Genomic DNA, 26,258 nt, shown 5'->3' on the forward strand with positions numbered 1-26,258 from the left:
GACAGGAGGTAGAGGATTTGAAGAAGGTAATGCTGTTGGCCGCGATGCTGGCGATGGTGCTGGCTGTGGCCGCCCCGGCCTTCGCGCAGGCTGTCGGGGCGAACACCCAGAGCGGCGGCGCCACCGGCGTGCAGAGCGGCAACAACGACGTGCAGTGCGTGCAGAACGCCGTGCAGCAGGAGGCTGGCAAGGCGCAGTACAACCAGTACGGCAACAACTACAACATCCAGCAGATAGCGCAGACGTGTGACATAAGCGTCACTCAGGTACAGAGCATCATAAGCTCTGTGAGCAGCTCTGCTCCTGCCAGCAGCACGCCGGCCAGCTCCCAGTACTCCAGCAGCAGCGGGGCTTCCTCCTCTGCTGCGGCTGCGACCAGCGTGCTTCCGAACACCGGTGGTGCTTCGGTGGTTGCGCTCGGTGCTGGTGCGCTCCTGGTTGGTGGTGGTCTCGTCGCCCGCAGGATGCTGAGGTAGCAGCCGGCGGCGTAGAGATCGACTTCTCTCTGATGAAGGCGGGCCCTGCGAGGGCCCGTCTTCTTGTATTTGTTCTTGTATTTGGGCAATGGGATGGATATCCTCTGTGCGGTGAGAGCGTTTGAGCCGAGTGATTCTGAGAGTCTCTGCCGGGATCCTGGTGGGCGTGCTGTTCGTGCTCGCCATCTTGATAAGGCTCTCCGACCACTACATAAGCGAGGAGCAGCGCCTGGTTGCCGCGGGGGATCACCGGGGGGCCGAGCAGAGCATAAGGAAGGCTGCCCTGCTCGACCCCTTCAGTCCGGAGCCGATGGAGCTGCAGGCTTACCTCGAGCAGTCACGGGGCGACAATCAGGCCGCCGCGCAGGCGTTGAGAGAGGCCATAGCGCGCGACCCCAACAACTTCGTGCCCTATCTCCTGCTCGGTAACCTGCAGGCATCGAGGCTCAACGATCTCCGGGACGCGGAGAGGTCGTACAGGGAGGCGCTCAGGCTCAACCCGCACGCCACGGTAGCGAGCAACGCGCTAGCACAGGTGCTGCTGCGGGAGAACAGGCTCAAGGCCGCCGGTCGGATCTACCAGCGGCTCGCTGACGACCACAAGATCACCATCGAAGGTCTCTACGACCTCGGCAGGATCTACGTGCGTACCGGGAAGCCGGAAGAGGGTCTGAAGTATATACGCCAGGCCGGCTACCGGCTGAAGAACGCCATGAAGGGCACCCGGGGAACCGAGAGAGCCCAGCTCGAGGAGCTCCGAAAGTCGATGGAGCTGGCGATGGCCGACGCGCTCGTGGTCGAGGGCAGGTTCGGCAGAGCCAGGCATCTGCTGCAGTACAGCAGCGCAGACCAGGCACCGGCCATACTGCGGCTGCTCAACACAGACCCCGAAGGATACCGCAAGCAGGTGGAGAACAGTGCCATCTACTGAGTCACCGGCGCGTGCCTCGGGCGCCTCCTCACCCGGGCCGGGAGCAAGGGTCCTGTTTCAGGGGCGTGGTGCTCGTGGCAGAGTCCCCACTCTTCACTATCGCCGGTACCGTGTACGGTCTGCTGAGGGGTGTGGGACACATGGCGGCGTTGATACGGGTGAGCCCCAGAGCGGGTACCGGGGAGAAGGAGAGCTCCCGCGCCTTCCTGCAGGAGGTGATCGGGGCCGTGGGCAAGGACCGCATCCTTCGACTCGCACGCGTGAGAGCCGGGGAGATTTCGAAGCTGGGCTGGGGGAAGCCGGTTGGCACCCCCCAGGCCCCGGGGTCCGCGTCGTACGCCAGCCCGGTACGCCCTCCGGTGGTCCGGGGAAGAGGGCTTTCGGGTGGACATCCAGAGGCGCCGTCTCCAGGCTTGCCACCAGCGCGGCGAAGCTCCCGGTCTGGCGCCGTCGGGGTGGTGGGAGGACGGAGTGGGCGATCGAGACGCCTTCGGGGCGCCGGCCCTGGGTATGCACCGGGGTATCCGGAGGGACGGAAGATCGGGCGATGACGCACTGCGGGGACCCGGCTCCATCTGGCCGCGGGGCGTCTCTTCGTTGCCCGCACACTACGAACGCGCCGTCGATGGATTTCTGCCAGAGAAGAGAGGGGGTCGGGTGGTAGCCGTGACGGCCCTGGAGAGGAGGGCCGGGAGGTCCACCACCTGTCTCGGGCTGGCGCAGGCCGCCTGCATACTGGGGGGCAGGCCTGAGGTGGTGGACTGCCACTTTGAGCGCCCACACCTGCACCTGATGCTCGAAGAACCCAACTTCGTCCGGCTCTCCACCGGGCCGCACAGACAGGCCCCGCCACAGGAATACGGGTGTGAGATCTCACCGGGACTGTTCGCCACGCCGGCAGAAACGAGAATCGAGGATGGGAAAGGGGCAGGTCGGGCGCGGGCATTCGGGCCAGCCGTACGCGCGCTGCATGGGTCATACCCCCCAGTGCTGCTCGACGCCCCGCTCGCCGATAGTCTCCGCCACCGCGAGACGCTCCACGTGTCCTCCGACGGCGCCCTGATCGCGGCCCGACACCACCGGTCCTCGCAACGGGAGCTGACAGATGCGGTGCAAGCCCCGGGCGAGTCCGGAATCGAGATGCCCGGGATCACCTTCAACCGATGTCCCGCCGGGCTGGAGGAGGGATGAGCAGGGATCACACGGTGCAGGAGGGCTACCCGACACCCACCAAGGACAAGGGAGCCGGGCGTTCCCTCGCCGCCTACAGGGCGTTCATACTCGACGTTCTGCTCGCGGTGACCTGCTACGGCATGATAAGGGAAGGCCTCTACACCGAGCAGCTCTGGCTGCCGGTTGCGGCGGGCATCTTCGCGCTACTGTTCGTGACGCTCTTCGTGGGGCGCTACCTCGAGGGGATAACCGGTCCCGGGTGGGTCCTCACAGCCCTTCTGGCGGTGCTGGCGGGTGTCAAGGGAGTCTCGCTGCTGTGGACGGCCAGCGACATACTGACGGTCGAGGAGACGATGCGTTCCTCGATGTACCTGGCAACCTTCCTGCTCTCGTCGGGCGCGCTCTGTCGCCGCTGGCAGCCCGGCATCTTCACGGACCTCGTGGTGCTTGCGGTGCTCCCCGTCTGCATCTACGGGCTCCTGCAGAAGGCCGAGCCGATAAGATACCCTGTAACCTCGATCGGCGGCGTCCGGGTGGACTCCACGCTCGGCTACGCCAACACCACCGCCATCGTGATGGCGATGGCGGTGCTGCTCATCCTGGCCCGGATGAGCCAGGTGAGAAACGCGCTGTTGCGTGGTCTGTACGCGGTCTTCGCCCTGGCCTATCTCACCACGCTCTACCTCACCGTCTCGCGCGGTGGGCTGGGTTCGATGGTGATAGGGGTGGTGGTGCTGCTGGCACTCACCGGCCGCAGGCTCGGCACGCTGGTCAACCTGGTGCTCCTGGCGGTCCCGGGGCTGTGGCTAGTCCGGCAGATCAACCACACCCGGGGACTCATGGAGAACGTCCCGGACCCGCAGAAGCTCGCCGCGGCCGGGGCGTTCCGCACCGACCTCGCGCTGGCGCTCGTCGCGGCGTTCGTGCTGCAGCTGCTGTATGCGCTCCTGGCGAACCGATACTCGCCCGGCGCCAGGGTTCGGCGCCTCATCGGGGCGGCGGTGGTCTGCTGCGCCCTGCTTGGGCTCCTGGTCGGGGCGGGGGTGCTGGTCGAGCAGCATGGCGGCCCGGTGGCCACCTACCAGGCCCTCGTCAACAACCCCGACTCGACCAGGAACGTCAGCGACCGGCTGACCTCGGCGAGCATAGGGTTCAGGAAGGACTACTGGGAGGTTGCCTGGCAGGAGTGGAAGGCTCACCCGCTTACGGGATCGGGGGCCGGCACCTTCCAGTACACCTGGCTCAAACACCGCCCGGACTACCAGGGGGTCAAACAGGTGCACAACCTCTACCTGGAGCAGGGGACGGAGACCGGGCTCTTCGCCTTCCTCGCGATCGTGGGCTTCGCGGTGTACCTCGTCTTCCACACGGTGCGGCAGACGCTGCGGGCGGACCCGGCGGGCGAGCGGAGGCTGCTCCTGGCCGGGATGTCCTCCGCGATCGTCGCCTACCTGGTCTCTTCGGCGTTCGAGTGGCACTGGTACATCCCCTCCTCCACCCTGCTCTTCTTCACGCTGGCCGGGGTGGCGGTGAAGCTGGCCTCCATGCGTGAGTGGGACCCCGGTGAGGAAGAACCCTGAGGAAAGAGGCCTGGTGCGGGCCGCCCGGCTGGCAGAACGGGCTCTCTCCGGACTCTACGTCGACGTGGGAGGCGGCGAGGAAGACTCCGTCTTCCTCGCCGGGAGCGGACGCAGCGGCACAACCTGGCTCGCGGAGGCGCTGTGCGCCCGCGGCGGCTGCAGGCTCGTCTTCGAGCCCTTCTTCCCCGGGCGGGTCGGGATCGTCCACCATTTCTCGAGCAGGCAGTACCTGCGCCCCGGCGACATCCGACCGGAGTACCTGGAGCCCGCGCGGGCCATCGTCACAGGAGGCGTCCGCGACCGGTGGATCGACCGATTCCACAAGAGCTTTGTCGCCCGCCGCCGCGTGATAAAGGATATCCGGGCGAATCTGCTCTTGGGCTGGCTGCACCACAACTTTCCGGAGATGCCGCTCATCCTCGTCATCCGCCACCCCTGTGCGGTTGCTGCCTCGCGGCTCTCCCTGGGCTGGCGCGCCAATCTCGAAGAGGTGCTCTCGCAGCAAGAGCTGCTGGAGGACTTCCTCTGGCCGTTCGAGCGTGAGATACGCCGCGCCGGGACTCCCTTCGAGCGGCATGTCTTCCTCTGGTGCGTAGACAACTACGTACCGCTCGTGCAGTTCGGCCCGGACGAGCTGCAGGTGGTCTTCTACGAGGAGCTCCTCTCCGACCCTGAGAACGCCCTCGCGCGCCTCTTCCGCGCGCTGGGGGAGGAGCGGCCCCCCGACAGAGTATTGCGGAGTCTGCGGAGGCCCTCGGCGACGAGATTCCCGGTGGGGGCAGGAAAGGTGAGGGTGAGTGCGGCGGAGTTCGGGCGGGCCGCGCGTATACTCTCGCTCTTCGGGCTCGCGGGCATCTACGACGAGGCCGGCAGGCCCGACAGGGCCGAACTGGTACGTTTCATGCAGGGCGAGGTGACCTTCCGCCGTGCAGGGGCGAAATAGGAAAAACGAGGGCGGAGGGGGTCTCCCGGGCGTGGTCCTGCTCGCGGGAGTCCGGTGGGACTTCCTCTGGCAACGCCATCATGAGCTCGCCGTTCGCTTCGCCCGGGCCGGCTACCGGACGGTCTTCGTCGAGACGACGGGCTTCTCGCGCCCGCGCCCGGACGCCCGGGCACTCGCGAGGAGGTTTCTCGGTCTCAGGAGAGGATCATCCAAAGAACCCGCCCTCACCGTACACGCTCCGCGCACCCTCCCGCCGACGAACCCCATCTTCAGGGCCGCCGACCGGCTCCTCCTCGCCCCCCGGCTCGCGGAGAACCTGCGCGCCGTGTCCGGCCCCTCCCCTATCGTCATCGCCTACCTGCCGACCTGGACCACGCTGTACCTCGCCTCGAGACTCTCTCCCGGGCTTCTGGTATACGACCTCTGCGACGACTACGCGGCCTTCCCCGGGACCCCTCCAGGGGTCGAAGAGAGCGAGCGGGAGCTGCTCGGGCGCTCGGATCTCGTGCTGTGCACCTCCGAAGTTCTGCTGCAGAAGGCGCGGAGGGTGAGGCCGGATGCCGTCCTCTGCGGCCCGGCGGTCGACTGCGGACGCTTCGCGTCCCTGAGGAGGGCGGAGCCCGTCCGTCGGGTGCGCACCGTATGCTTCTTCGGGGACATCGCCGCCCACCGGCTGGATCTGGGGGTGCTGGAGGAAGTCGTGAGGTCTGGGTTCGTCTTCAGGCTCATCGGCAGGATGGACCGGTGCTCTCGACGCCTGCTGCGAATCCCCGGCATCGACTACCGGGGAGAGGTCTCCTACGAGGAGCTTCCCAGGGTCCTGCGGGGGGTGGACGCCTTCGTCCTGCCCTACCGTTCGGGGAGGCTCACCCGTGCCATCTTTCCGGCCAAGACCTACGAGTGCCTGGCCACCGGGCTCCCCGTCGTCGCCTCCCCGCTGCCCGCCTTCGCGGGCCTGGAAGACGCCGTCTATCTAGCGCGCGATCCCCGGGAGTTCATCGGGACGCTGCGCAGCCTCGGCAGCCTGGAGACGCTCCAGAAAGCACGGAGGAGAATATCTCTCGCCGAAGAGAACTCCTGGGAGGCGCGATTCTCCCAGATCGAGGGGTTGCTGTGGGAGCAGATACGAAGGAGAGGGTAGACATACTCGGCGTAGGCGTCGACCCACTCGAGGTCGGCGAGCTGCACAGAAGGCTCGCGCGTGCCGTCCGTCGGGGAGAGCACGCGCTCTTTCTCAACGTCAACGCCCACGCTTTGAACCTGCTCTATGAGGATGAGGAGCTCAGGAGTTTCTTCGGCCGGGCGCAGGTAGTCTTCTGCGACGGGGCCGGGGTGATGCTCGCGGCCCGCCTCCTCGGGAGGCGCATACCGGAGAGGATCACCTACGCCGATTGGATCTGGCGTCTCGCCTCCCTCGCCACCGCCGAGGGGTTCACACTCTACTTCCTCGGAGGACGGCCCGGGGTCGCCGACGAAGCCGCCCGCAACCTGCGCCGCCTGAACCCGGGCCTCGAGGTCCGCGGCACCCATCACGGCCACTTCGACCACCGCAGCGGCAGCCCGCAGAACGAAGCCGTGATAAAGCAGATAAACGCCGCATCCCCGGACATCCTGCTCGTCGGGATGGGGATGCCGCTGCAGGAGCGCTGGCTGATGGAGAACTGGGAACGCATCGACGCCCGGGTCGCCCTCACCGGCGGGGCGGTCTTCGACTACGCCTCCGGGCGGCTGCGTCGGGGGCCGAGGCTGCTGACGGACAACGGCCTCGAGTGGCTCGCCCGGCTCTTCATCGAGCCCCGCCGCCTCTGGCGGCGTTACCTGATCGGCAACCCCCTCTTCCTCTGGCGGGTGCTCGGCCAGAGGTGGCGTGGACACACGCACGGGGGATAGTGTAGACTTGTTGCATGAGGGGGGAGGTGAACCATGGCAGCCTCAAGGCGGGTTTGCTCGTCTTGCTCTCCGTCGTGGCGTTGCTGATCTGCGGGGCCACGGCCCGGGCGGACACCCGCCCGTACATACATTTCGACCGCTTCGACACCCACCGCACCCTCTCAGCGGGCAAACGGGACGAGATCGTGATCTCCAGGAACACCGGTGGCGTCCCGGAACTCCGGCTCGGCGCCCACCCGCACCGGGGCACGGACAGGGACGGCACGTACAACGGCGGCACTTTCTACTGGGGCTCGATCCTCTCCCCCGTCCATCAGCCCGGCATCGCCTTCGACACCCTCAACCCCTCGTGGAACGCTTCGACACCCCAGGGCACCTGGATCGAACTCGACGTACGGGTGCGCTCGGGAGGGGGCTGGACGCGCTGGTTCGACCTCGGCATCTGGGCGAAGGACACCGGCACGATAGAGCGCCACAGCGTCGACGGGCAGAAGACCGCCCGCTGGCAGGTGGCGACCGACACCCTGCAGAGCCGCGGGCGCGTCTTCGCCGGAGCCTACCAGTACCGCCTGAAGCTCTTCACCGCGAAGAAAGGGCTCTCGCCGAGGGTACGCGCGCTGTTTTTCACCGCCTCGAACTCGTACCACAACGGTGAACCGCTCGGCGTGGGTCCCGACCGGAGCATATGGGGGAAGAACCTTGCCGTTCCGCCCCGCTCGCAGATGGTCTACCCAGACGGTGGCGAGGTGTGGTGCTCCCCGACCTCGCTCTCGATGGTGATGGCATACTGGGCGAGGAAGACCGGCAGGGAGGCGCTCGACCAGCCGGTCCCGAGGGTAGCCCGCGGCACCTACGACCACGTCTACGGCGGCACCGGCAACTGGCCGTTCAACACCGCCTACGCCGCCGCCTACGGGCTCGTGGGCTCGGTCAACCGCTTCTCCTCGCTCGGCCAGGCGGAGCGCTTCATCAGCGCGGGGATCCCGCTCGTCGCTAGCGTCGCCTGGCACAGGGGCGAACTCGACGGCGCCCCCATCCCCTCGACGGAGGGTCACCTGCTCGTGATCCGGGGCTTCACCCGCTCCGGGGACGTCATCGTCAACGACCCGGCGGCGAAGAGCGACGCGGGAGTGGAGCGGGTCTACAAGAGGGACCAGTTCCGCAAGGTGTGGTTCGAGACCGGCTCGGGTGGGATAGCCTACCTGGTCTATCCCAGGGGCTACAAACTCCCCCCTCGTATCTACGCCCGGGGTAGCTGGTAGCCCGCCGAGTCCCTCTTCCCGAGGGGTTATACTCCGGAGGGGTGCGATGAGAAAGGCGATCGGGAACCTGCTGAGCCTCGGGATGCTGCGACGTCCGGCCAGCGTCTTGGTGCTGATCCTGATCGACGCCGGGTCCCTGTGCGCCGGCCTCTTCCTCGCCTCGGACTCGCTGCACCTCGCCCCGGTACTTCTGAGCGTGCTCATCCCGATCTTCTCCTGCTGCGGGATGTACGGTCGCGCCGCCAGGAGGCGTAGCCCCGGTGCGCTCGGGGGGGCGCCCCTCCTCTGGGGTGTCCTTGTGGTCGCCGGGGCACGCTTCTACCCGGAGAGCGGGCTCTCGGGAGAGGCTGCTGCGGCGGTGGTGATCCTGTTCGCCCTGTTCTGCATCCCGCTGCGCCTCTCCTACGAGCGAGGCCTCGACATGATCTATCGCCGCGGTATAGGTCTCATCCCGACTCTCATAGTCGGAGACGAGAACGGTCGCGAGAGGTTGCGTCGCCTGCTCGATTTCGCCCCCGGAGCCTACACCCCCGTCGGCGAGGCGGGTCTCACGCCTCAGGGACGTGTGGACATCGACGAGCTGCGCCGCGCCCTGGAGGAGAGCGGGGCGAAGCTCGTACTCCTGGCAGGCGCCGAACGCCTGCCGGACGACAACCTGCTCGACACCCTGAGATCGGTAAGGCTGCGCGGAGTCCAGATGAGGGTGGTTCCGGGAGCATTGGGTCTGATGCGCCTGCGGCCCTTGGTCTCCCAGAGCATGGGCGTACCGGTGTTCGACGTGCGCTACCCTCAGCTGGACAACTTCCAGCGGACGCTCAAGCGCACGCTGGACCTTACGCTCTCCGCCACCGGGCTGATCGTGCTTCTGCCCCTCTTCGCTCTCATCGCGCTAGCCATCAAGCTGGACTCTCCCGGCCCGGTCCTTTTCCGACAGGAGAGGGTCGGAGCAGACGAGAAGATCTTCACATGCTACATGTTCCGATCAATGTACGAAGGTGCCGAAGAGCAGCAGGAGGAGCTCGAGGAGGCCAACGAAGCCGACGGCATCCTCTTCAAGATAAGGGACGACCCCCGGGTCACCCGCGTGGGCCGGTTCCTGCGGCGCTGGAGCATAGACGAGCTGCCGCAGCTCTGGAACGTCCTCAAGGGAGAGATGAGCCTGGTCGGCCCCCGGCCCCTGCCCCTCAGGGACCACGGACGTACACGAGAGGCGCACAAAAAACGCCTCGCGGTCATGCCCGGGATGACCGGATACTGGCAGATAAACGGCCGCGAGAGCCTCTCTTTCGAAGAGATGGTCCGCCTCGATCTCCACTACATAGAGAACTGGTCCCTCTCGTTCGACATCAAGATCATCATACTCACCATCGGGGCCGTGCTCCGTCGCAAGGGCGCCTACTAGCTCCCGAAGCGGAGAGCGTTATCGTGCTCGGATATTGTCCTCCATGCAGGTTAATATATTTACTATAGAATACGCTGCGGCCTCTGAGAGCTGGTTTTGCACGAAGAGGAAGGGATCTTGGACCGTACGATCACCCGCAAGAGCTTTCTCAAGGCCGCCGGGGCCGGTGCGGCGGGGGCTGCGCTCTTCGGCAGCTCGGTTGCTGCCGGCGCCAGGTACAAAAGCTATCTTCCGGAGGGCGGCTCCAGGATGAACGTCATCCTCGTGATAATAGACAGCCTCCGGCGCGACCACGTGGGGGCCTACGGCAACCGCTGGATAAAGACCCCCAACCTCGACGCGCTGGCGAAGGAGAGCCTGGTCTTCAGCCGTCCCTACCCGGAGTCTCTTCCGACTATCTGCGCGAGGCGGGCGATACACACCGGCACGCGCACCTGGCCCTTCCGCGACTGGCACCCGGTCAGGGGCGAGGGGTACATGCCGTGGGGCTGGGAGCCCATCCCCGACGGGCAGACAACCCTCGCTGAAGTACTCAAGCAGAACGGGTTCGTGAACGCCCTGATCTCGGACACCGACCACCTCTTCAAGCCCTTCTACAACTTCCACCAGGGCTTCGACGTCTTCGAGTGGGTGCGGGGTCAGGAGAAGGATCGCTACAAGCCCGCCTGGACGGTCTCCAGACAGGAGATGAGCAAGTACCTGCTAAAAGGGAACAAGTTCCGGGTCCACGACACCATCCAGCAATTTCTGGCAAACACCGCCGCCCACCGGGACGAGACCGATTGGTTTGCGGCCAAGGTGTTCGGCGGGGCGGCGGACCTGCTCGAGGGCCTGCGGGAGAAGCAGCCCTTCTTCCTCGTCGTGGACAACTACGACCCGCACGAACCCTGGGCGCCGCCGAAGGAGTACGTCGATCTCTACGACGACTCCTACCATGGCCCGGAGCCAATAGAACCGGACTACGCCCCAAGCGACTATCTGACCGAGGCGGAGCTCAAGAGGATGCGCGCACTCTACTCCGGTGAGACCAGCCACGTAGACAGGTGGCTCGGACACTTCCTGAACAAGGCGGACGATCTCGGGGTGCTCGACAACTCGCTCCTGATCCTGCTCTCCGATCACGGGCACTGCCTGGGGGAGCATGGTTACGTCGGCAAACCCTACAACGCCCTCTATCCTGAGCTCACCGATACCGTCTTCCTGATCCGCCACCCCGAAGGCAGGGGAAGGGGCAGGAAGAGCGACTACTACGCTTCGACCCACGACGTCGCCCCCACCATCCTCTCGGCGGTTGACGTGGCGGTTCCGGGGCAGATGCAGGGCACAGACCTCTCACCCATCCTCGAGGGCAGGGAGCCCAAACAGAAGCGAGACCACTTCACGCTCGGCTACGACGCCTACGTCTGGGCCCGCGATGAGCGGTACCTGATCCATGGCCGCTACGACGGTACCCAGATGCAGCTCTACGACGTGAAAGAAGACCCGGAGCAGAGGCACAACCTGGCGGGCAGACACCCGGACATCGTCCGCCGCATGTTCCATGACTACGTGCTCAAAGACGCCGGTGGCCCCCTGCCACATTACGCCTAGAATGGTGGCGACATCCCGGGCGAGCCGGCGTGGAAAGGAGGAGCATTTGGCCGGGAAATCTATATCCTCTGTGCTGCGTACGCTCTCCGTAGCCTGTCTCGTCGGCGGAATCCTCTGGGCACTCTCCCCCCTGGGCGTCCATCTCTCGGAGATCAAGTTCAAGAGCCCGAACTTCTTCTGGAAGCTATTCCCTTCGGCCCCGCTGATGCTCGCCTTGGGACTCGTGGGGCTTCACTTCTGGCAGCGGGGACGCGGCGGCTGGCTGGAGCGGTTCGCCCTGCTATTAGCCCTGTCAGGCATCGTGCTCGTCGTCGCGGGGAACGTGGTCCAGTTCTGGCTGGGGCTGGACAACGTCTATCTCACGGCCGCCCCCGGCTACCGCACTTTCCGGGTGGGGCTGTTCGCACTGGCCGCAGGCACCATCCTCTTCGGGTTCGTCTCGGCTTCGGCGAGGAAGCTACCTCTGTGGGGAGCTCTCCCCCTCACCATAGGTTCGTGGGCCGGGCTGATCGCTTTTTCTGAGAACCTGGGGGGGCTCGGAGCCGCGCTCTGGATCCTCTTCGGTATGGGCTGGGCGTGGATGGGGTTCGCCGCCTTCTGTGAGATGGTGGCCGATCTGTGGCGTGGAAGGACGAGACAGAGCGGCCGGAAATCTCCCTCTCCCGGCGGAGAATCTCTATAATCTCGCGCTAATGGACTCTCGCAGACAAAACGGGACCGAAAACGAAGCCAGCTCTCCCACGGAGGGTGGGATGGCACCCGGGGTCACCCCCACCGGCAAGGACGACACCTACATTGCGCGGGTCGCGCGGGGCGCCGGGATCAGCACGCTCGGACAGGGTGTGGGACGCCTGCTCGGGTTCGTCACCCAGATCGCCATCTCCAGGCTCTTCGGCGCCGAGATCTACGGCTTCTACTCCTCCGGGGTGGCGGTGGTGACCGGTGCCCAGACCGTCTCCCGCTTCGGCATGGAGAACAGCGTGGTGCGCTACGTCGCCCACCATCGGGCCAAGGGGGACAGGGAGCGGGTGAAGGGCACGATCGTGCAGACGATATTCATCACGCTGATCATAAGCCTGCTGCTCGGGGCGGCTCTGTTCTTCACGGCGGACTTCGTCGCCACCCACCTCCCGAACAGCAGCCCGAAGATGGCCACGGTCCTGCGAGCGTTCGCGTTCGTGTTGCCGTTTTTCGTGTTCATGAGCATGGTCGTCTGGGCCACCCAGGGTTTCCAGACTGTCACCTACGCCGCCTACATCCAGCAGTTCATAAGGCCTGCGCTCTTCCTGGTGCTGCTCGGGTTCTTCTACCTGTTCGGGAAAAGCGTGACCAGTGTCATAGCCGCCTACGGCACCGCGATGCTGCTGGCCGGTCTAGTCGGGATGTACTTCCTGCGGCGGCTCTTCCCGCCGCTCTTCGATCGCCGCGTGCCATCGAAGATGGAGACCCGTGAGCTCTTCAAGGTCTCGATCCCGCTAAGCATTGCCAACGGTGCACGCTATCTGGACAACCAGTCGGCCGTTCTGATCCTCACAGCTTTCGCCGCCGGCGCCCCGGTCGGTATCTTCAACGCCGCCGCCCGAACCGCCACCCTCTCGACGATCGTGCGCTTCGCCTTTTCAGGCATCTTCTCTCCGATCATCTCCAGCTTCTACGCAAGAGGCGAGCTCGATCAGCTCGGCCGGCTCTACAAGGACGTATCGCGCTGGATCTTCATCGGGGCCTTCCCCATCTTCCTGGTCATCGCGGTGCTCGGGCACGACATCCTCGCGGTCTTCGGCAGGGACTTCGTCAGGGGGGAGAGCGCGCTCTGGATCGTCGCTGTGGCCCAGCTCTTCAGCGCCTCGGTCGGGACAACGCCGCGCATGCTCGCGATGACCGGGCGCCAGAACATCGAGATGATCGCGACCACCTCCGCCGCCATCCTCGGCGTGATCGTGAGCCTGCTGCTCGTCCCGCACTTCGGGATAATCGGGGCGGCCATCGGAATGGCGGCGGCGATCGTCGCGGAGAACGCGGGGACGATGGGTGCGGTCAAGTGGAAGATAGGCTTCTGGCCTTACAGCCCGGAGTGGATAAAGCCGCTCGTTGCGGGCGTGGTGGCGGCGCTCGCGACCTACTTACTCGGCCTCTTCTTCCCGGTTCACACCCCGATCGTGCGGGTGGCCGCCCTGGGCGTCTTCCTGGGGCTGGTCTTCCTCGCCGTCCTGCTTCTCCTCGGCCTCTCGGAGACAGACCGCGAGTTCCTGCGCACCTTCTGGAACGTCGCCCGCAGGTACCTCCCGCGGAGGCTGGGGCGTGGTTAAGGTCCTCTACGTCGTAGGCCTCGGGCGCAGCGGGAGCACGATCCTCTCGAACTCCCTGGGGCAGATCGAGGGGTTCTTCTCGGCTGGCGAGCTGAACTTCCTCTGGCGGCACAACGTGCTGGAGAACCGCCTGTGCGGCTGCGGGAGGCCGTTCCACGAATGCGCCACCTGGCAGGAGATCATGCGGCGCGCCTTCGGCAGCCCGGACGAAGACTTCGCCCGCGAGATGATCCGGCTACAGCGGGCCGGCACCCGCACCCGCCACATCCCGCTCATGCTGGCCCCCGGAGGGTGGAGGCAGATGGAAGGCCGCATCGGGAAGCTACTCGTCTCCTACGGCAGGCTCTACGCGGCCATCGGCAAAGTCACCGGCAGCCGGGTGGTCGTGGACTCATCGAAGGAGCCCGCACACGGTTACGCTATGTCCCACGCCCCGGGCGTCGAGTTCTACACGCTGCACCTCGTCCGCGACCCCAGGGCCGCCGCCTACTCCTGGCAGAAGAAGAAGCGCCAGCCCGACACTGAGAACCGGGAGTACATGTTCAGCTCCCCTCCGGCACGCAGCGCCGTCATGTGGAACGCCTGGAACGCCGCCGCAGAAGCCCTCTGGCGGAAGACCCCGGATAGATACCTCCGCCTGCGCTACGAGGACTTCGTCTCGAACCCGCGTGTGAGCTTCGAGCGCATCCTGAAGCTGGTGGGCGAGGAGGACGCCCGCATCCCGCTGACCGGAGAGCGCGGGGTCGAGCTCGGTGTGAGCCACACCGTCTCTGGCAACCCCAACCGCTTCGAGACAGGAACGGTCGAGCTGCGGGAGGACCGCCGCTGGCAGAAGGAGATGTCCCCCCGCGACCGCGCGCTCGTCACCGCGCTCACCGCGCCGCTGCTTTCGCGCTACGGCTACGCTCTGAGTCCCTCTACTCGGGCTCTCTGAGCACGCTCCTCGCGCCGAAGGCTGCTACGCTCGCGGTGCCGGCGATTCCTACCACGACCGCAACGCCAGCTACGATACCGATGTCGTGCCAGGGCATCGGGACCCCGGAGAAGAAGCCTATGATCAGGGCGCAGATCAGGAGCCCGACGCCGAAGCTCAGGGCGACGACCGCAGCGTAGGGTGCGGCGAAGAGCCAAGCCTCTATCGCCGTGAGCCTGCCCGGCACGACGCCCAGATTCAAGAGGAGGCGGTGGTGCCTGCGCGCGGCCAGGAGGCGATCCACGAGTGAGATCAGGCACCCGACGGTCAGGACGATAGCTGCGGCTACGACACCACCGACGACCCACGGGACGAGCGGGGACTGGCTCATCTGGGTCGATAGTGCGCTGTACACGAAAGGTGCAGGAAGCGTCCGCATGGCAGCGGTCCGCACGCGTTCTTCGAGAACCTTCAGCGGAGCGTCACCGAGCACGAGGGCACTCCCGCTATCTGCGATCTCATCCTGGGGCGCTAGCCGCACCCTCATGTAGACTCCACCCAACGCCTCTTTGACCCTCTGTCTCATCCCAACTGGCAGCCGGTACGGCACTTTGGGATCGCAAGGCGGAGCATCGGCAAAGTAACGAACAACATCGCGGCAGGTAGCACCGATGGTAAGCGTGGAGTCACTCGTGCGCGCGGGAACTACGAGTCCGGTTCCTAAAGCGTCTGCGAACCGGTTGAGGTCATCCGGATGGGGATCCAACCAGCTAACGGTTACGGCTTGTGGACCTGCTGCTAGCGGACCGGGAGATGGCTCGACGTAGCGGACCAGCGCGAGGTACCCGCTACCGACGAGCGCGAGGACGATGAGGACCGTCACCCCGGCGAACGGCCGCGAGGTTCGGACCGGGTCCCATTGGAGACTCCGGCCAGCGAGCTGCGCTGATACCGATCCGAGTCTACCCAGCGCTCCACCGGCAGCGCGCAGCACACCCGGCAGCACGAGCGGCACTCCGGCAGCCGCCGCAACAATCCCAGCGAGAGTCAAGGTTCCTCCGATTACCGGGATGATCTGTCCAAGTACAAACGCAACGAGCGCGAAGACGAGCGGAGCCGCCCGGAGCGGTGTAATAGCCGCCCTCCCCGATGACGGTCGGGGACGGGTGGCACCGCGACGGCCACGCACCCCGGCCACCAGAGTTGCGACGAGAGCGGTCACCACAATGCCCGAGAGAAGCTCCACGGCGAGCAGCCACCCCGGCAGCCCGAGGTCACCCTGCACCGCTTCGTATCCGACCAACGGCACTCGCGCCAGATGCGGCGAGAGTATCCTCCAGAGTATTGTGGCCAGGACGAGACCGGGTACAGCCAGGAGCAGCGTCTCCAGCACACCGAGCATGACCAGTGTCTTACCCGGCGTACCGATTGCACGCAGCACCGCGAAACGTTTGTCGCGTACCTCGCTCGCCGCCGCAAGACCCACAGACAGGACGAGCAAAGCCGGCACAACGAGGAATCCTAGCACTCCTTCGGCGACAGGCACCGTAATCTCCTGCAGCGCCTCGTCAAGCGTCAGCGGCCAGAATCGGCCGCCCCCGGCCGGCGGGCCGAAGGCATGGACCCGCATCGCGTCCCTGCTCCCGGCGAGAGTCCGTCCCTCCGGCACCCGGATGTAGGCGAAGAGCTCGTCCCCGCTCTGGATGCCCTGTGAGCCGAGAACGAGACGGTCCGGGTAGCGCTTCGCGAGCTCAGGGTGCTGAGAGGCAAGCCTGTCGAGTGCCGGCGAGACGACCGCCTGTCCCGGCCTGGGTAGCTTCTCCATCCCCGGTGGTAATACCGGCCTGGCTTCGCCGGTTGGCTGGATCCAGACCACCGCGAACTGCCGGCCGTTCCACACATCGTCGCCCTCGACCACGAAGAGGTCGGTCGGAGACGGCTTCGACGCCAGAAGCGCCGTCCGCTGCGCCACCCGCTCCCCTCCGCGGTGCACCATCACCACGATGCTGGTTGCAGCGAGCACCAGCAGCATGAAGATCAGGGCAGAGACCGGTACCGCCACCCGCCGCCACCGGTGCTCGGGCGCGGGGTTGCACGCTAGCCCCCAAGCTATTCGGAAGACCATCACGGCCGGACTTCTTTTGTGCTATCCGAACTGTCGGCAGGCACCAGCCGTCCCTCGCGCAGCCTTAGCACGCGACTGGCTTTGGAGGCGACCAGCGGGTCGTGCGTCACCAGGATCACGGTTATACCGAGCTCTCCGGCCGTACCCGCGAGCAGAGCGGCTATGCGACCGGTGTTCTCCTCGTCGAGCGCTCCTGTGGGCTCGTCGGCGAGCACCAGCTTCGGCTCATGCACCAGCGCCCGCGCTATCCCCACCCGCTGGAGCTCTCCCCCAGAGAGGGTATCCGGGTGCGCCCCGCCGCGCTCGCCGAGCCCGAGCTTCTCCAGCCACTTCGCCGCCCGCCGCTCGGCCTCCCGCCGCGAGACGCCCATCAGCCGCAGCGGCAGCGCAACGTTCTCAAGCGCGGAAAGCTCGGGCAGAAGCTCTCCGAACTGGAACACCATGCCGATGTTACGCAGCCTGAAGGCGGCCCGCCTGGACGGTCCCAGGCTGCTCAGCTCCGCGCCTTCGATCCACACCGAGCCCGCCGTAGGCTTCGCGATGCCGCACAGGCAATTCAACAGCGAGGTCTTGCCCGCGCCCGAGGGGCCCACCACGGCGAGGCACTCGCCCGCCCCGGCCTCGAAGCTAACCCCGTCCAGCAGCCGGCGCCCCGGTACATCAAGCGACAGTTCGCTCACCTCAAGGAGTTGTACCAACCCTTCTCCTCCCGATCGGATGGTGGATGGCAGCCGCGGCTGCCATCCACCATCCCCTGGTCAGCATTAATGTAACAATACTGGCCGATTTAGACGGCGATTCCTATCCTCACATTGCTACCGGCGGACGTAACGCGAGCAAACATCAGGTAACCCCGGACGGTCTTCGCACGTGTTGTGGCGGTATATGCCACTCCTTTGATAGGCACTTACGTAGCAGTATCCGTAAGCTCCATCTCCATCCTGGATACGTCCTGCATATCCGCTATAAGTATTGTACTTAGAGTAGGCTTGGGCCCCGTCTCTCTCCTCATCGCAGACCTCAACGCGCTTGTTGTGCTTGATGGTGAGAGAAAAATCATCCCCCTGGTAAACTCTGCTGGCGAATGCCGTGCTGGATAGCAGAGTTAAAATGAAGACCAAAGCTAACGCCAACTCTGTTACGCGTTTCAGGTTATGCACACCTACCATCCCCTACACAGATGGATATGCCCGTCTGGCTTCCGTTAGACGATACACTTGTTCTTTCCACAACCTATTTTGCGCTCCGTATTCACAGGCTATTCCCTCCCCTTATACAGCTCGACCAACACTGTGAGGGACAGCTTTCTCTATCCCGGTGCCGGATACATCATCCTGAAAGGGCTATTTTCTCTGACCTTCTTGGTGCTATACAAGCCGTTACGAGCCTGCGGCTTCAGTCTTCGAAGATCTCCCGCCTGTAGCGGTATTCGAGCTTGCGCAGCAGGCTGCGGACGTGATTCTTGACGGTGTGTGAGCTGAGGTGCAGGACCTCGGCTATCTGCTCGTCCTTCCCGCCCCTGAGCACGAGGGACAGCACCTTCTTCTCCGCCGGGGACAGGCGCCAGACCCTGGAGGCAGCCAGGAGCCTCCTCTTGGCCTCTGCGGGCTCGAGGCCCAGGCGCCAGGGGTGATCTCCCGCCGCAGCGTCTTTCACATCATCGGTGAGTTGCTCCAGCGGGGTGGCCTTGTGGATATACCCATCGGCTCCGGCCAGCACCAGCGCCATCAGGTCCGCGGTGGTGTTGAAGGAAGAGTAGAAGACCACGACCGGCGGGCCGGGCAGACTCTTCAGCTCCCGCACGAGGTCGAGCTCGGGGACTTCGCCGTCACGCAAAGGGACCGGCGCCTCAGCCTGGAAGCTCGGGTCCAGGACGATGAGATCCGGGAGCAGCTCCTCCGCCAGGCTCAGGGTCTCCTCCGAACCCGTGGCTCCGCCCACGACCACTACTTCCGGCAGAGAAGCGAGGGCCTCCTTCAGGCCCTGCACCACGGCCGGACACTCGTCCGCCACGAGGATCCTGGTGTCTCTATGCAATCCCAAGTCTCGTCTCTGCACGGTCCCCCTACCCTACGGAGCGCGCAGGGAGCATAATAGCATGCTCATGCTATCTGCTGCTATATAGCTCCTTTGGGAGAGCCCGGAGGAGACGCGCTCTAGAAGCTGAAGCTGTAGCGCTGCTCGCGCCAGGGGTCGCCGTAGTTGTGGTAGCCGTTCTCCTCCCAGAAGCCGGGCCTGTCCTCGGCGAGGAGTTCGATGCCGCGCACCCACTTCGCGCTCTTCCAGCCGTAGAGGCGCGGGACGACGAGCCTCAAGGGGTACCCGTGCCCCGGTGAGAGCGGCTCGCCGTCGTGGTGGGTGGCGAAGAGGACGTCCTCCTCGTACAGCTCTCCGAGCGGGACGTTGGTCGTGTAGCCGCCGTTGCAGAACACCGAGACGAACTCCGCCTCAGGCTCGGGCTTCGCGAGCTCCAGGATGTACTTCGCCTGCACGCCCATCCACAGGTTGTCGAGCCGGCTCCACGAGGTTACGCAGTGCATGTCCGCCCTCACCTCGACCTTCGGGAGCCTGCCCCACTCCTCCCAGGTGAACCTCAGGGGATTCTCGACGAGCCCCTCGACCCGGAAGTCCCAGCTCTCGGGGTCGAACCCAGGGGTCGGACCGGCGGTCAAAACCGGCCACCTCTCTCCCACCAGGTACTGCCCGGGCGGCACCCGCTCGCGGCCCCGCGCGGTGTCTATCTCGATACGCTTCATCTACTCCGCCGGGGCCTTCTCTCTCTTTTCCGGCTTGCGGCCTATCCGGACCATCTCCGGCTTCACGCCGCCTGCGGGACCGTCGCCGAGGGCCTCATCCCTGTACTGGTAGACGCCGCGGCAGGTCTGCCCTCCGGTGGTCCTCTTCTCGGTGTAGGAGAGCTTCACGTTGGGGTTTATCGCCTTGACGAGCGCCTTCTCGTAGGTAGAGAAGGCGGCGCAGGGCTTGACGTCCCAGCCGGGGACCCCTTCCTTGCCCATCCCGCCGAACCACGGGCAGCGGTCGGCGTTTATGACGTACTGCCCCTCCTTCTGCTCGGTCAGCGTGATCTCGATGTCGAAGAAGCGGTTGGCGAGCATGACCACGTCGACGGTGTCCTTCATCGTCCTCACGCCGAGCTGCTCGCGCAGGTCCCGCCCCTGCTTCTCCCCGATGCGGCTCATCGCGAGCTGCGCTATCTTTTGCCCGTTGTAGCCGAGGTCGTCGGCCGCCCGGATCATCTCGTCCAGGATCACACCGGTCCCGCTCGACGCGGCCTTCCACTTGTACCATGATGGGCCGGGCAACCCGAGCCGCATCGCGATCCGGGCGAGAAACAGGGGCAACCTCGGAAGACCGTAGACCTTGAGCCACTTCATGGAGATCGAACCGAACCCTTCCTTCGCCTGCAGGCTACGGACCATTATAACCGCCACGCGGGGAGGCCTGACGTGTTATCATGGTTACAGGTTGTTGGCCTCTGGGTAGGAGGGAAGGGTCCGATGGACAGCTGAACCCGACAACCTTCCGGGAACCATGAGGTGCCCGGACCGGGCTGGCGGTTGCACGTCCGTGTAGCGGTGGGGGTGCTCCGTCGGCCCGGATATTTTTCTGTCAACTCCAGGTCTGGGCCTGAAGGTCTCTGGCTCTCTGGATCACCGGCAGCCCCATGGCCCTGGCGATGATGTCGTGGACGTCGGTGTTTTCGAGTTTGCCCGTTAGGTTTCGCGCGCCCGGTCCCAGGGCAGTCAGCGGGACGTCGACGCCGGTGTGGGAGGTGGTGGTCCAGTCCATGAAGAACTCGTAGCCAGCATCCGCCACCCTGAAGGGTCCATCCTCCGGGGATATGCCAGATCCGGATTCGTCACCAGGATCCGGCCCCTCGACGGTGAGTCCACCGCACTCGTGGTCGGCGGTGACGATGAGCAGGGTATCACCGGAGGTTGCCGCGTGGTAACGGGCCACGGCGACCGCGCGGTCGAGTTGCCCACCGCTCTTCAGAACCAGGCGGGCGTTGTTATTGTGACTCATCTCGTCTATCGCCTCCTCTTCGACGAAGAGGAAGTACCCCCTGGGATTCCGGGAGAGCACGCTTATCGCCTTGGCAGTCATCTGATGCAGCGTGGGCATGGGCTCGTAGACGTCTCCCTGGCCTTCGGGACGCTGCTGGAACATCTCCTCGTTGGCGAACAGGCCTAGTATCCTGGGTCCCCGCGCGGAATCGAGCTGCTTCGCGTCGGTCACGTACTCGTAGCCGAGCCCCCTGGCTCTCCTTACCAGGTTGCCATGATCGGAGCGGCTGTGCTCCTCTGGATCCTGCGGCGGGTTGTCGGGGAAGGCTCCCTCCTCTCCCTCTGGATACCACCAGTCTTCTCCACCGCCGAGTATCACGTCGACGCCCACCTCTTCGATATACTGGCGGGCGATCTCGCTCTGCTCATCCCGGTTCTTCACGCTCGCTCCACCGAATGCCGCCGGAGAGGCATCGGTCACCTGACTGGTCGTGACGAGCCCGATGGATTTTCCTGCGGCCTTCGCCTGGCGCGCCAAGGCGACGAGCCTGTTACCCCTGGCATCGACGTTTGTCGCACCGTTGTAGGTCCTGACCCCGCTGGCATAAGCCGTAGCCGCGGCGGCCGAGTCGGTGATGAAGGTTTCGGGATCTGCGGAGTCCGTGCCTACCACCCCTGCGTAGGGGAGCTGGTCCATGACGAGCTTCCCGTAAGGCCCCACCTCAGCGAGCTGTATGGCGCTGCGGTGTGCCGGTCCCATCCCATCTCCCAGCACGAAGATTACGCTCCGAGCCCTCCCGGATCTGCTCCCAGCTTTCTCACTCCCCGCAGCAGTCCCCCCCAGGGCGAGCGAAGCAACCCCGGCCCCGCAGAGCGCCACGAGCTCGCGGCGGCTGAGACCCCGCCGGCCCCGTTTCCCATCGACGTCCATACACCCTCCTGGCGCCGCCTCCGAAAACAGCCAGGAGAAGGTAACACGCGTGGAGAGCCCCCTGGTTTCCGCGGCGTTAAAGGCCGCTTAAAGCTTCGCTAAAACGACGCCCCCGGCCTTCAATATCCCCGCGACGAAGAGGTGGTGCCGGGTTACCCGGCACCACCTCTCCTTCCAGAAGAAGGTCCTTTTATTCCCCGGCACTCTCCGGGCCCTCTATCTGGATCCGCCTCGGAGCCCGCACGACGGCCGCCCCCTCCAAAACCACCTCGAGCACGCCATCCTCGAACTTCGCGTGGATCCTGCTCTCGTCGACACCCTCGGGCAGCGTCATGCTCCTGCGGAAAGATCCGTAGCGCCTCTCGCGTACCAGATAGCTCCCCTCACCCTCCTCACGCTCTTCCTTACGCTCCCCGGAGATCGTCAACACCCCGTTCTCGACCGTTATGTCCACATCCTCCCTCCTGACCCCCGGAAGCTCCGCCTTTATCACCATGTCCCCGTCGCGGTTGTAGACATCCAGCACGGGTACCCAACCCCCGGAGGAGGCGGCCCGCTGACCGCCGAACACCCTCGGGAACCCCTCGAACATCTCGTCGAAAAGCCGGTTCATCTCGCTCCTGAGATCGTAGAACCCTCCGCCACCAAAAGGACTCAGGCTCATCCCTTACCTCCTGCTCTGCAACTTTTTACTGCACCCAACCCCGATATACCCTTTGAAAGTATTTTCCAAACATAAATTTTACAGTTTGCACTACAAAAACAGCTTTACAAAACAGGTATGTTATACTTAGCGCGTAAGCGAAGGCGTAAGAGCACAGATGGAGAGGAACGGGAGCATAGGAGAAAGGCTGGCCGAGATCCGGCGTCTGAAGATGTGGACTCAGGGTAGGCTCGCCGAGGAGGCGGGGGTAAGTCCCACCACGGTCTCTGGGATCGAGACCGGCAGGATCTCGAATCCGCACTTCGGGACGGTACGCAAGCTTGCACGGGCGCTCGGGGTCGATCCCAGGGAGCTGCTCTCGCCCCGGGGCGAGCAGGGTTCGGTCATGCAGCCGGAGGCGTCGCTGGAGTGGGCGCTGTCGGCTGGGGAAGAGGAATTCGAGCGGACGCTCGAGACGTTCCCGCTTACTGATCTCGAGCGATTGTTGCGGGAGCTCTACGATGAGCGCCGCAGGCTACAGGAACTCTACGGTGAGTTCCCGGTCAGGAGCAACCAGCGTTGGTTCATAAAGCGTCAGATCCGTGAAGTCTCTGCCCGTTCCGGCTCGATAAAGACGACGATCATGTTCCACCACGAGGCGCGCGGCGGGCGCGTTTCGGGACGAACGGATAACGAAGGATAGCCGTAGGGTTTTATTTGAAGCGGTACTGGCGGTAGGAGCGGGCGCTCTCGTCCACGTCCGCTTCGGTCACGCGGTCACGGCCGCGGCTCGCGACGCGCTCCTCGATGCGCTTGCGGATGTAGCGGCGCATGAAGAAGGGGCTGCGCTTGATCCTGCGCTCGGCTTCGGGGTCCCAGGTGATGTTCTTGGTGTCCGACAAGGCAACCTCCTCAGGATCCATCTCGGCTTCAGCACTCATTATATCTCCGGCCGTTAGCAGGTCGAGTGCACCAGCGCGCCGACCGCCCGCCCTTCTCCGCGCAGACGCTCGTAGAGCGCCACCGCCTCAGGAGTTTGTAGAACCCGCAATCCGATACCACGTTCTTTAAGAAACTCCCTGGTCTCCGGCGAGACCCCCAGGCGGCCGTGGAAGCCGCAGCCGATGATCACCTCTCTGGCGCCCCTCTCGAGCAGCTCGGACACGTCGGCCGGCCGAACGCCGGGATGATGATGGGTTCCGGTCTCGCCCCAGTCCCACTCCCGCGCCCCGCCGGGAAAGAGCCTGGCGTCCCTGAAGGAACCGATTTCGGTTTCGATTCTGCCCCAGGAAATCCCGGTCACGCGCGGCGAGGGCATCATCGCCTCCCTCAGGAACTCTGCACGCCCTCGTAGATGGCGGCCATGTCCTCCTGACCGTGACCGGATTCTATCGCCCGGTCGAAATGGGAGGCGACGGCCTCGGAGACGGGCATCCCGAGAGCCCTTCCCGCGGCAGCTTCGAGGATGAGCCCGACGTCCTTGCGGGCCAGCTCGAGCGGGAAGCTCACCGGGTACTCGCCCTTTATCATCATCCGGCCTTTCATCTGGGCGTACGGTGAATCCATCTGGCCGCCCTCTATGATGTTCAGGAACCGTTCCGGGTCCACCCCGAGCGCCCGGGCGAGGGCTATCGTCTCGGCGAGCGCTCCGAGGAGCCCGTCGATCCAGTTGTTCGCGACCAGCTTCAGCCGGCTCGCTTCCCCGGGCTCCGGGCCGAGCCAGAGCGTCCTGCGTCCCACCGCGTCGAAGACGGGCTCGCACCGCTCCTTCAGCTCCTCGGGCCCGGAGGCGAGTACGACCAGCTCCCCCTGCTCGGCGGGCTGCTTCGTGCCGAGCACCGGGGCGTCAACGTAATGGACGCCGGCTCTCTCCGCGAGCTTCACCAGCTCCCCGCACCCGGAGATCCCGACGGTGCTCGTCTGCAGCCACACGCCGTCCCGGGCGAGGGCCCCGAGCACACCGTCACCGACTACATCGCCTACGACCTCCGCGGTGGGGAGCATCGTGATCAAAAAATCCGCCCCCTCCGCGGCCTCCTCCGGATTTGCGGCGACCATCGCCCCATCCTCCGCCAGAGGTTCGGCCTTCCGCCGCGTGCGGTTCCACACGCCGACCTCGAACCCGGCCTTCAGCAGGTTCTTCGCCATCGCCGCGCCCATGATCCCGGTTCCGAGCACCGCTATTCTCGTCGACATCACAGACCCTCCTGACTCCGCAGGCACATTCCCTCCGCAACCGAGATCTACCCCTCCACGCCCTACACCTAACCATCCCCCGTAAGACCCCTAACATACTTCGACGTCAAGGGGCGCTAAAATGTGGCGCTGCACGAAACTCGGACCCACAAAGAAGGAGATAGGTGAGCCTTGGCCCGGGCGCTCGAGGTCGAGAACGTAACGAAGGTATACAAAAGCAGCGGGCGCGGTATCGAGGACGCCAACCTGCGGGTCGAACGGGGTGAGGTCTTCGGGCTCATGGGGCCCAACGGGAGCGGCAAGAGCACGCTGCTCGGCGTCGTCTCCACCCGGATAAGCCCCGACAAGGGCTCGTTCAGGGTCTGCGGGCTCGACGGGGTGAGAGAGAGGCGGAAGGTCCGGGCGAAGCTCGGGCTCATGGTGGACCGCCCGACCCACTACGGCGATCTCACGGCGTGGGCGAACGCCTACCTCTTCGCCAGCTTCTACGGGATGGACGAGAAGAAAGCCGGGCGGGCCCTCGCGGAGCTCTTCGAGTACTTCGACCTGGCCGAGTACCGGGACGACAAGGCCAAGACATTCTCCTACGGGATGGGCAAGAAGCTCGCCCTGATCGAGGCGATAGCCCACGACCCGGAGCTCCTGCTGCTGGACGAGCCCTCCGTCGGGCTCGACTACACCTCGCAGCTCGCCTACCAGCGCAAGATCCGGGATCTCGCCTCCTCCGGGACCGCCATCGTGCTGGCGAGCAACCAGGTCGACGAGGTGGAGGCCCTGTGCGACCGGGTGGCGTTCCTGCACCGGGGCAGGATCGTCACGACCGGAACACCGGACGAGTTGATCTCGACCCTCGAGGGGCTGCAGCGGGTGGTCGCGCGGCTGCGGGTCCCGGTCGAGTACGATCCGGTACTCGAAGTCGAGGGGGTCAGGCAGGTCGTCACCGAGGGCAAAGACCTCGTGATCCACTGCGAAGAGAGGAGCGGCATCGTCGCCGACGTCGTCGCGGCGCTCGTGCGGGCGGGTGGGGACATCGTGACGCTCTCGGTCCGGCGCCCGAACCTGGAGGACGTGTACGTGAAGCTCACCGGGGAGGCTCTCAGGGATGAAGATCAACCCGCCGGATAGTTACTGGAAGAAGGACGTCGTCCTCTTCTTCAGCCGGCGCTTCGCGCTCGCCTTGAAGTTCCTCTACCCGATAGCCCTCATCGTCCCGGTGGCGGCGAGCGGCATCCCACCACAGTACGGGGCGGCGGTGGTGGGGATCGTGGCGCTCATGGCCGGCACCTTCGGTGCGGGCGAGAGCCTGACGACGGATATAAACGACGGCATCCTGGTGCGCCTGGCGATGACCCCGCGCTCGCCGTACAGGATCACCTTCGAGATCCTGGCGGTGAACGCCGTGCTGGACTTCCTGCAGCTGTTGCCGGCGCTCATCATCACCTACATCCTGCATCCCGCCCCCGCCATATGGCTCGCGGCGACGACCTTCGCGGTCTTCCTGACGCTGTTCGCGGCGAACTGCATCGGGATCTTCATCGCCAACTTCACCACCTCCCCGGCGGATGTGCTGCTGTACGCGACCGCGATACTCTTCCCCCTGATCTACCTCTCCGGCTTCTTCCGCAACCGCCACCCGACCGGCGCCCTGGCGACCATCCGAGATTTCATCCCCTTCTCCTACATGAACGACGCCCTCGGGGTGGTCTTCGGCCTCAGGGGCACCTTCACCCCGGCGGAGATCTTCGTCTACCCGGCGATCATCTGCGCCCTCGTGGCCGCCGCCGTCTGCCTGACCGGCCCGAAGCTCCTCTCTCCCCGCACCTAGAGCCCACACCACCGGTGCTAGAATGACGGCGGGTGGGATTATCA

At 65.3% G+C, this 26,258-nt stretch carries 26 protein-coding genes; 16 read left to right on the top strand and 10 right to left on the bottom strand.

The window, feature by feature from the left end; all coding sequences use genetic code 11:
• The first annotated feature begins 17 nt into the window (after positions 1-17).
• The 13 genes from PJB24_RS07485 to PJB24_RS07545 all read left to right on the top strand — a co-directional run bounded on the left by PJB24_RS07485 (position 18) and on the right by PJB24_RS07545 (position 14,487).
• A complete protein-coding gene (locus PJB24_RS07485) occupies positions 18-476 on the top strand; it encodes an LPXTG cell wall anchor domain-containing protein (protein ID WP_273844367.1) in 459 nt (152 codons plus the stop codon).
• Between the two features lie 130 nt (positions 477-606).
• A complete protein-coding gene (locus PJB24_RS07490) occupies positions 607-1,407 on the top strand; it encodes a tetratricopeptide repeat protein (protein WP_273844503.1) in 801 nt (266 codons plus the stop codon).
• A gap of 471 nt (positions 1,408-1,878) precedes the next feature.
• Positions 1,879-2,598, top strand: coding sequence for a P-loop NTPase family protein (locus PJB24_RS07495; RefSeq protein WP_273844369.1), 720 nt, complete (start codon positions 1,879-1,881; stop codon positions 2,596-2,598).
• A complete protein-coding gene (locus PJB24_RS07500) occupies positions 2,595-4,160 on the top strand; it encodes an O-antigen ligase family protein (RefSeq protein WP_273844371.1) in 1,566 nt (521 codons plus the stop codon). Before PJB24_RS07495 ends, PJB24_RS07500 begins: the two co-directional genes overlap by 4 nt.
• A gap of 13 nt (positions 4,161-4,173) precedes the next feature.
• Positions 4,174-5,103 (top strand): sulfotransferase, encoded by a 930-nt coding sequence (locus PJB24_RS07505; RefSeq protein WP_273844373.1) that lies wholly within the window; start codon positions 4,174-4,176, stop codon positions 5,101-5,103.
• Positions 5,104-5,134: 31 nt separating this feature from the next.
• Entirely contained in the window at positions 5,135-6,244 is a 1,110-nt protein-coding gene (locus PJB24_RS07510) for a glycosyltransferase (RefSeq protein WP_273844374.1), read from the top strand.
• Positions 6,217-6,993 (top strand): WecB/TagA/CpsF family glycosyltransferase, encoded by a 777-nt coding sequence (locus PJB24_RS07515; RefSeq protein ID WP_273844376.1) that lies wholly within the window; start codon positions 6,217-6,219, stop codon positions 6,991-6,993. Before PJB24_RS07510 ends, PJB24_RS07515 begins: the two co-directional genes overlap by 28 nt.
• Before the next feature lie 26 nt (positions 6,994-7,019).
• Entirely contained in the window at positions 7,020-8,255 is a 1,236-nt protein-coding gene (locus tag PJB24_RS07520; protein WP_273844378.1) for a peptidase C39 family protein, read from the top strand.
• Between the two features lie 46 nt (positions 8,256-8,301).
• Entirely contained in the window at positions 8,302-9,657 is a 1,356-nt protein-coding gene (locus tag PJB24_RS07525) for a sugar transferase (protein WP_273844379.1), read from the top strand.
• A gap of 117 nt (positions 9,658-9,774) precedes the next feature.
• A complete protein-coding gene (locus PJB24_RS07530) occupies positions 9,775-11,247 on the top strand; it encodes a sulfatase family protein (protein WP_273844381.1) in 1,473 nt (490 codons plus the stop codon).
• A 46-nt stretch (positions 11,248-11,293) separates the two neighbouring features.
• Positions 11,294-11,929 (top strand): hypothetical protein, encoded by a 636-nt coding sequence (locus PJB24_RS07535; protein ID WP_273844384.1) that lies wholly within the window; start codon positions 11,294-11,296, stop codon positions 11,927-11,929.
• A 70-nt stretch (positions 11,930-11,999) separates the two neighbouring features.
• The gene (locus PJB24_RS07540; RefSeq protein ID WP_273844386.1) at positions 12,000-13,553 is read left to right on the top strand and encodes an oligosaccharide flippase family protein; all 1,554 of its coding nucleotides are present in this window, start codon (positions 12,000-12,002) and stop codon (positions 13,551-13,553) included.
• A complete protein-coding gene (locus PJB24_RS07545) occupies positions 13,546-14,487 on the top strand; it encodes a sulfotransferase (RefSeq protein WP_273844388.1) in 942 nt (313 codons plus the stop codon). Before PJB24_RS07540 ends, PJB24_RS07545 begins: the two co-directional genes overlap by 8 nt.
• Here the strand turns inward: PJB24_RS07545 and PJB24_RS07550 are convergent.
• The 7 genes from PJB24_RS07550 to PJB24_RS07580 form a co-directional block, all read right to left on the bottom strand.
• Positions 14,471-16,594, bottom strand: coding sequence for a hypothetical protein (locus PJB24_RS07550; protein WP_273844391.1), 2,124 nt, complete (start codon positions 16,592-16,594; stop codon positions 14,471-14,473). The genes PJB24_RS07545 and PJB24_RS07550 overlap by 17 nt on opposite strands.
• Complete coding sequence (locus PJB24_RS07555; RefSeq protein ID WP_273844393.1) at positions 16,591-17,289, bottom strand: ABC transporter ATP-binding protein; 699 nt, start codon at positions 17,287-17,289, stop codon at positions 16,591-16,593. The genes PJB24_RS07550 and PJB24_RS07555 overlap by 4 nt, the downstream gene beginning before the upstream one ends.
• Before the next feature lie 697 nt (positions 17,290-17,986).
• Positions 17,987-18,634, bottom strand: coding sequence for a LuxR C-terminal-related transcriptional regulator (locus PJB24_RS07560; protein WP_273844395.1), 648 nt, complete (start codon positions 18,632-18,634; stop codon positions 17,987-17,989).
• Positions 18,635-18,747: 113 nt separating this feature from the next.
• A complete protein-coding gene (locus PJB24_RS07565) occupies positions 18,748-19,347 on the bottom strand; it encodes a sulfite oxidase-like oxidoreductase (RefSeq protein WP_273844398.1) in 600 nt (199 codons plus the stop codon).
• Positions 19,348-20,031: an L-2-amino-thiazoline-4-carboxylic acid hydrolase gene (locus PJB24_RS07570; protein WP_273844400.1), complete on the bottom strand. Its 684-nt coding sequence runs from the start codon at positions 20,029-20,031 to the stop codon at positions 19,348-19,350.
• A 190-nt stretch (positions 20,032-20,221) separates the two neighbouring features.
• Positions 20,222-21,550 (bottom strand): alkaline phosphatase, encoded by a 1,329-nt coding sequence (locus tag PJB24_RS07575; RefSeq protein ID WP_273844402.1) that lies wholly within the window; start codon positions 21,548-21,550, stop codon positions 20,222-20,224.
• Positions 21,551-21,740: 190 nt separating this feature from the next.
• Positions 21,741-22,214 carry an Hsp20/alpha crystallin family protein gene (locus PJB24_RS07580; protein WP_273844404.1) on the bottom strand — a complete coding sequence of 158 codons (474 nt, stop codon included), beginning with the start codon at positions 22,212-22,214 and terminating at the stop codon, positions 21,741-21,743.
• A gap of 157 nt (positions 22,215-22,371) precedes the next feature.
• On the opposite strand from PJB24_RS07580, the gene PJB24_RS07585 reads away from it, so the two are divergent.
• Positions 22,372-22,896: a helix-turn-helix domain-containing protein gene (locus tag PJB24_RS07585; protein ID WP_273844407.1), complete on the top strand. Its 525-nt coding sequence runs from the start codon at positions 22,372-22,374 to the stop codon at positions 22,894-22,896.
• Positions 22,897-22,906: 10 nt separating this feature from the next.
• Here the strand turns inward: PJB24_RS07585 and PJB24_RS07590 are convergent, their stop codons facing one another.
• Genes PJB24_RS07590 through PJB24_RS07600 form a run of 3 tightly spaced genes read right to left on the bottom strand, consistent with a single transcriptional unit; the run spans position 22,907 to position 24,416 of the window.
• The gene (locus PJB24_RS07590) at positions 22,907-23,095 is read right to left on the bottom strand and encodes a PCP reductase family protein (protein ID WP_273844410.1); all 189 of its coding nucleotides are present in this window, start codon (positions 23,093-23,095) and stop codon (positions 22,907-22,909) included.
• A 53-nt stretch (positions 23,096-23,148) separates the two neighbouring features.
• A complete protein-coding gene (locus tag PJB24_RS07595) occupies positions 23,149-23,511 on the bottom strand; it encodes an Mth938-like domain-containing protein (RefSeq protein ID WP_273844413.1) in 363 nt (120 codons plus the stop codon).
• An 11-nt stretch (positions 23,512-23,522) separates the two neighbouring features.
• On the bottom strand, positions 23,523-24,416 hold the full coding sequence (locus PJB24_RS07600; RefSeq protein WP_337959009.1) for an NAD(P)-dependent oxidoreductase: 894 nt from the start codon (positions 24,414-24,416) through the stop codon (positions 23,523-23,525).
• A 144-nt stretch (positions 24,417-24,560) separates the two neighbouring features.
• Here PJB24_RS07600 and PJB24_RS07605 point away from each other — a divergent pair, with 144 nt between their 5' ends.
• Both PJB24_RS07605 and PJB24_RS07610 read left to right on the top strand, forming a co-directional pair.
• The gene (locus tag PJB24_RS07605; protein WP_273844417.1) at positions 24,561-25,514 is read left to right on the top strand and encodes an ABC transporter ATP-binding protein; all 954 of its coding nucleotides are present in this window, start codon (positions 24,561-24,563) and stop codon (positions 25,512-25,514) included.
• Entirely contained in the window at positions 25,492-26,214 is a 723-nt protein-coding gene (locus PJB24_RS07610) for an ABC transporter permease (RefSeq protein ID WP_273844418.1), read from the top strand. The genes PJB24_RS07605 and PJB24_RS07610 overlap by 23 nt, the downstream gene beginning before the upstream one ends.
• Positions 26,215-26,258: the final 44 nt, after the last annotated feature.

It is taken from the genome of Rubrobacter calidifluminis (genome assembly GCF_028617075.1).
Lineage (GTDB): Bacteria > Actinomycetota > Rubrobacteria > Rubrobacterales > Rubrobacteraceae > Rubrobacter_E > Rubrobacter_E calidifluminis.

Bases quoted from the DNA above. Each gene is read 5' to 3' on its own strand.
- PJB24_RS07570 (WP_273844400.1), bottom strand. From the start codon at position 20,031: ATGGTCCGTAGCCTGCAGGCGAAGGAAGGGTTCGGTTCGATCTCCATG.
- PJB24_RS07595 (WP_273844413.1), bottom strand. From the start codon at position 23,511: ATGCCCTCGCCGCGCGTGACCGGGATTTCCTGGGGCAGAATCGAAACC.
- PJB24_RS07580 (WP_273844404.1), bottom strand. From the start codon at position 22,214: ATGAGCCTGAGTCCTTTTGGTGGCGGAGGGTTCTACGATCTCAGGAGC.
- PJB24_RS07540 (WP_273844386.1), top strand. From the start codon at position 12,000: ATGGCACCCGGGGTCACCCCCACCGGCAAGGACGACACCTACATTGCG.
- PJB24_RS07565 (WP_273844398.1), bottom strand. From the start codon at position 19,347: ATGAAGCGTATCGAGATAGACACCGCGCGGGGCCGCGAGCGGGTGCCG.
- PJB24_RS07525 (WP_273844379.1), top strand. From the start codon at position 8,302: ATGAGAAAGGCGATCGGGAACCTGCTGAGCCTCGGGATGCTGCGACGT.
- PJB24_RS07575 (WP_273844402.1), bottom strand. From the start codon at position 21,550: ATGGACGTCGATGGGAAACGGGGCCGGCGGGGTCTCAGCCGCCGCGAG.
- PJB24_RS07585 (WP_273844407.1), top strand. From the start codon at position 22,372: ATGGAGAGGAACGGGAGCATAGGAGAAAGGCTGGCCGAGATCCGGCGT.
- PJB24_RS07610 (WP_273844418.1), top strand. From the start codon at position 25,492: ATGAAGATCAACCCGCCGGATAGTTACTGGAAGAAGGACGTCGTCCTC.
- PJB24_RS07500 (WP_273844371.1), top strand. From the start codon at position 2,595: ATGAGCAGGGATCACACGGTGCAGGAGGGCTACCCGACACCCACCAAG.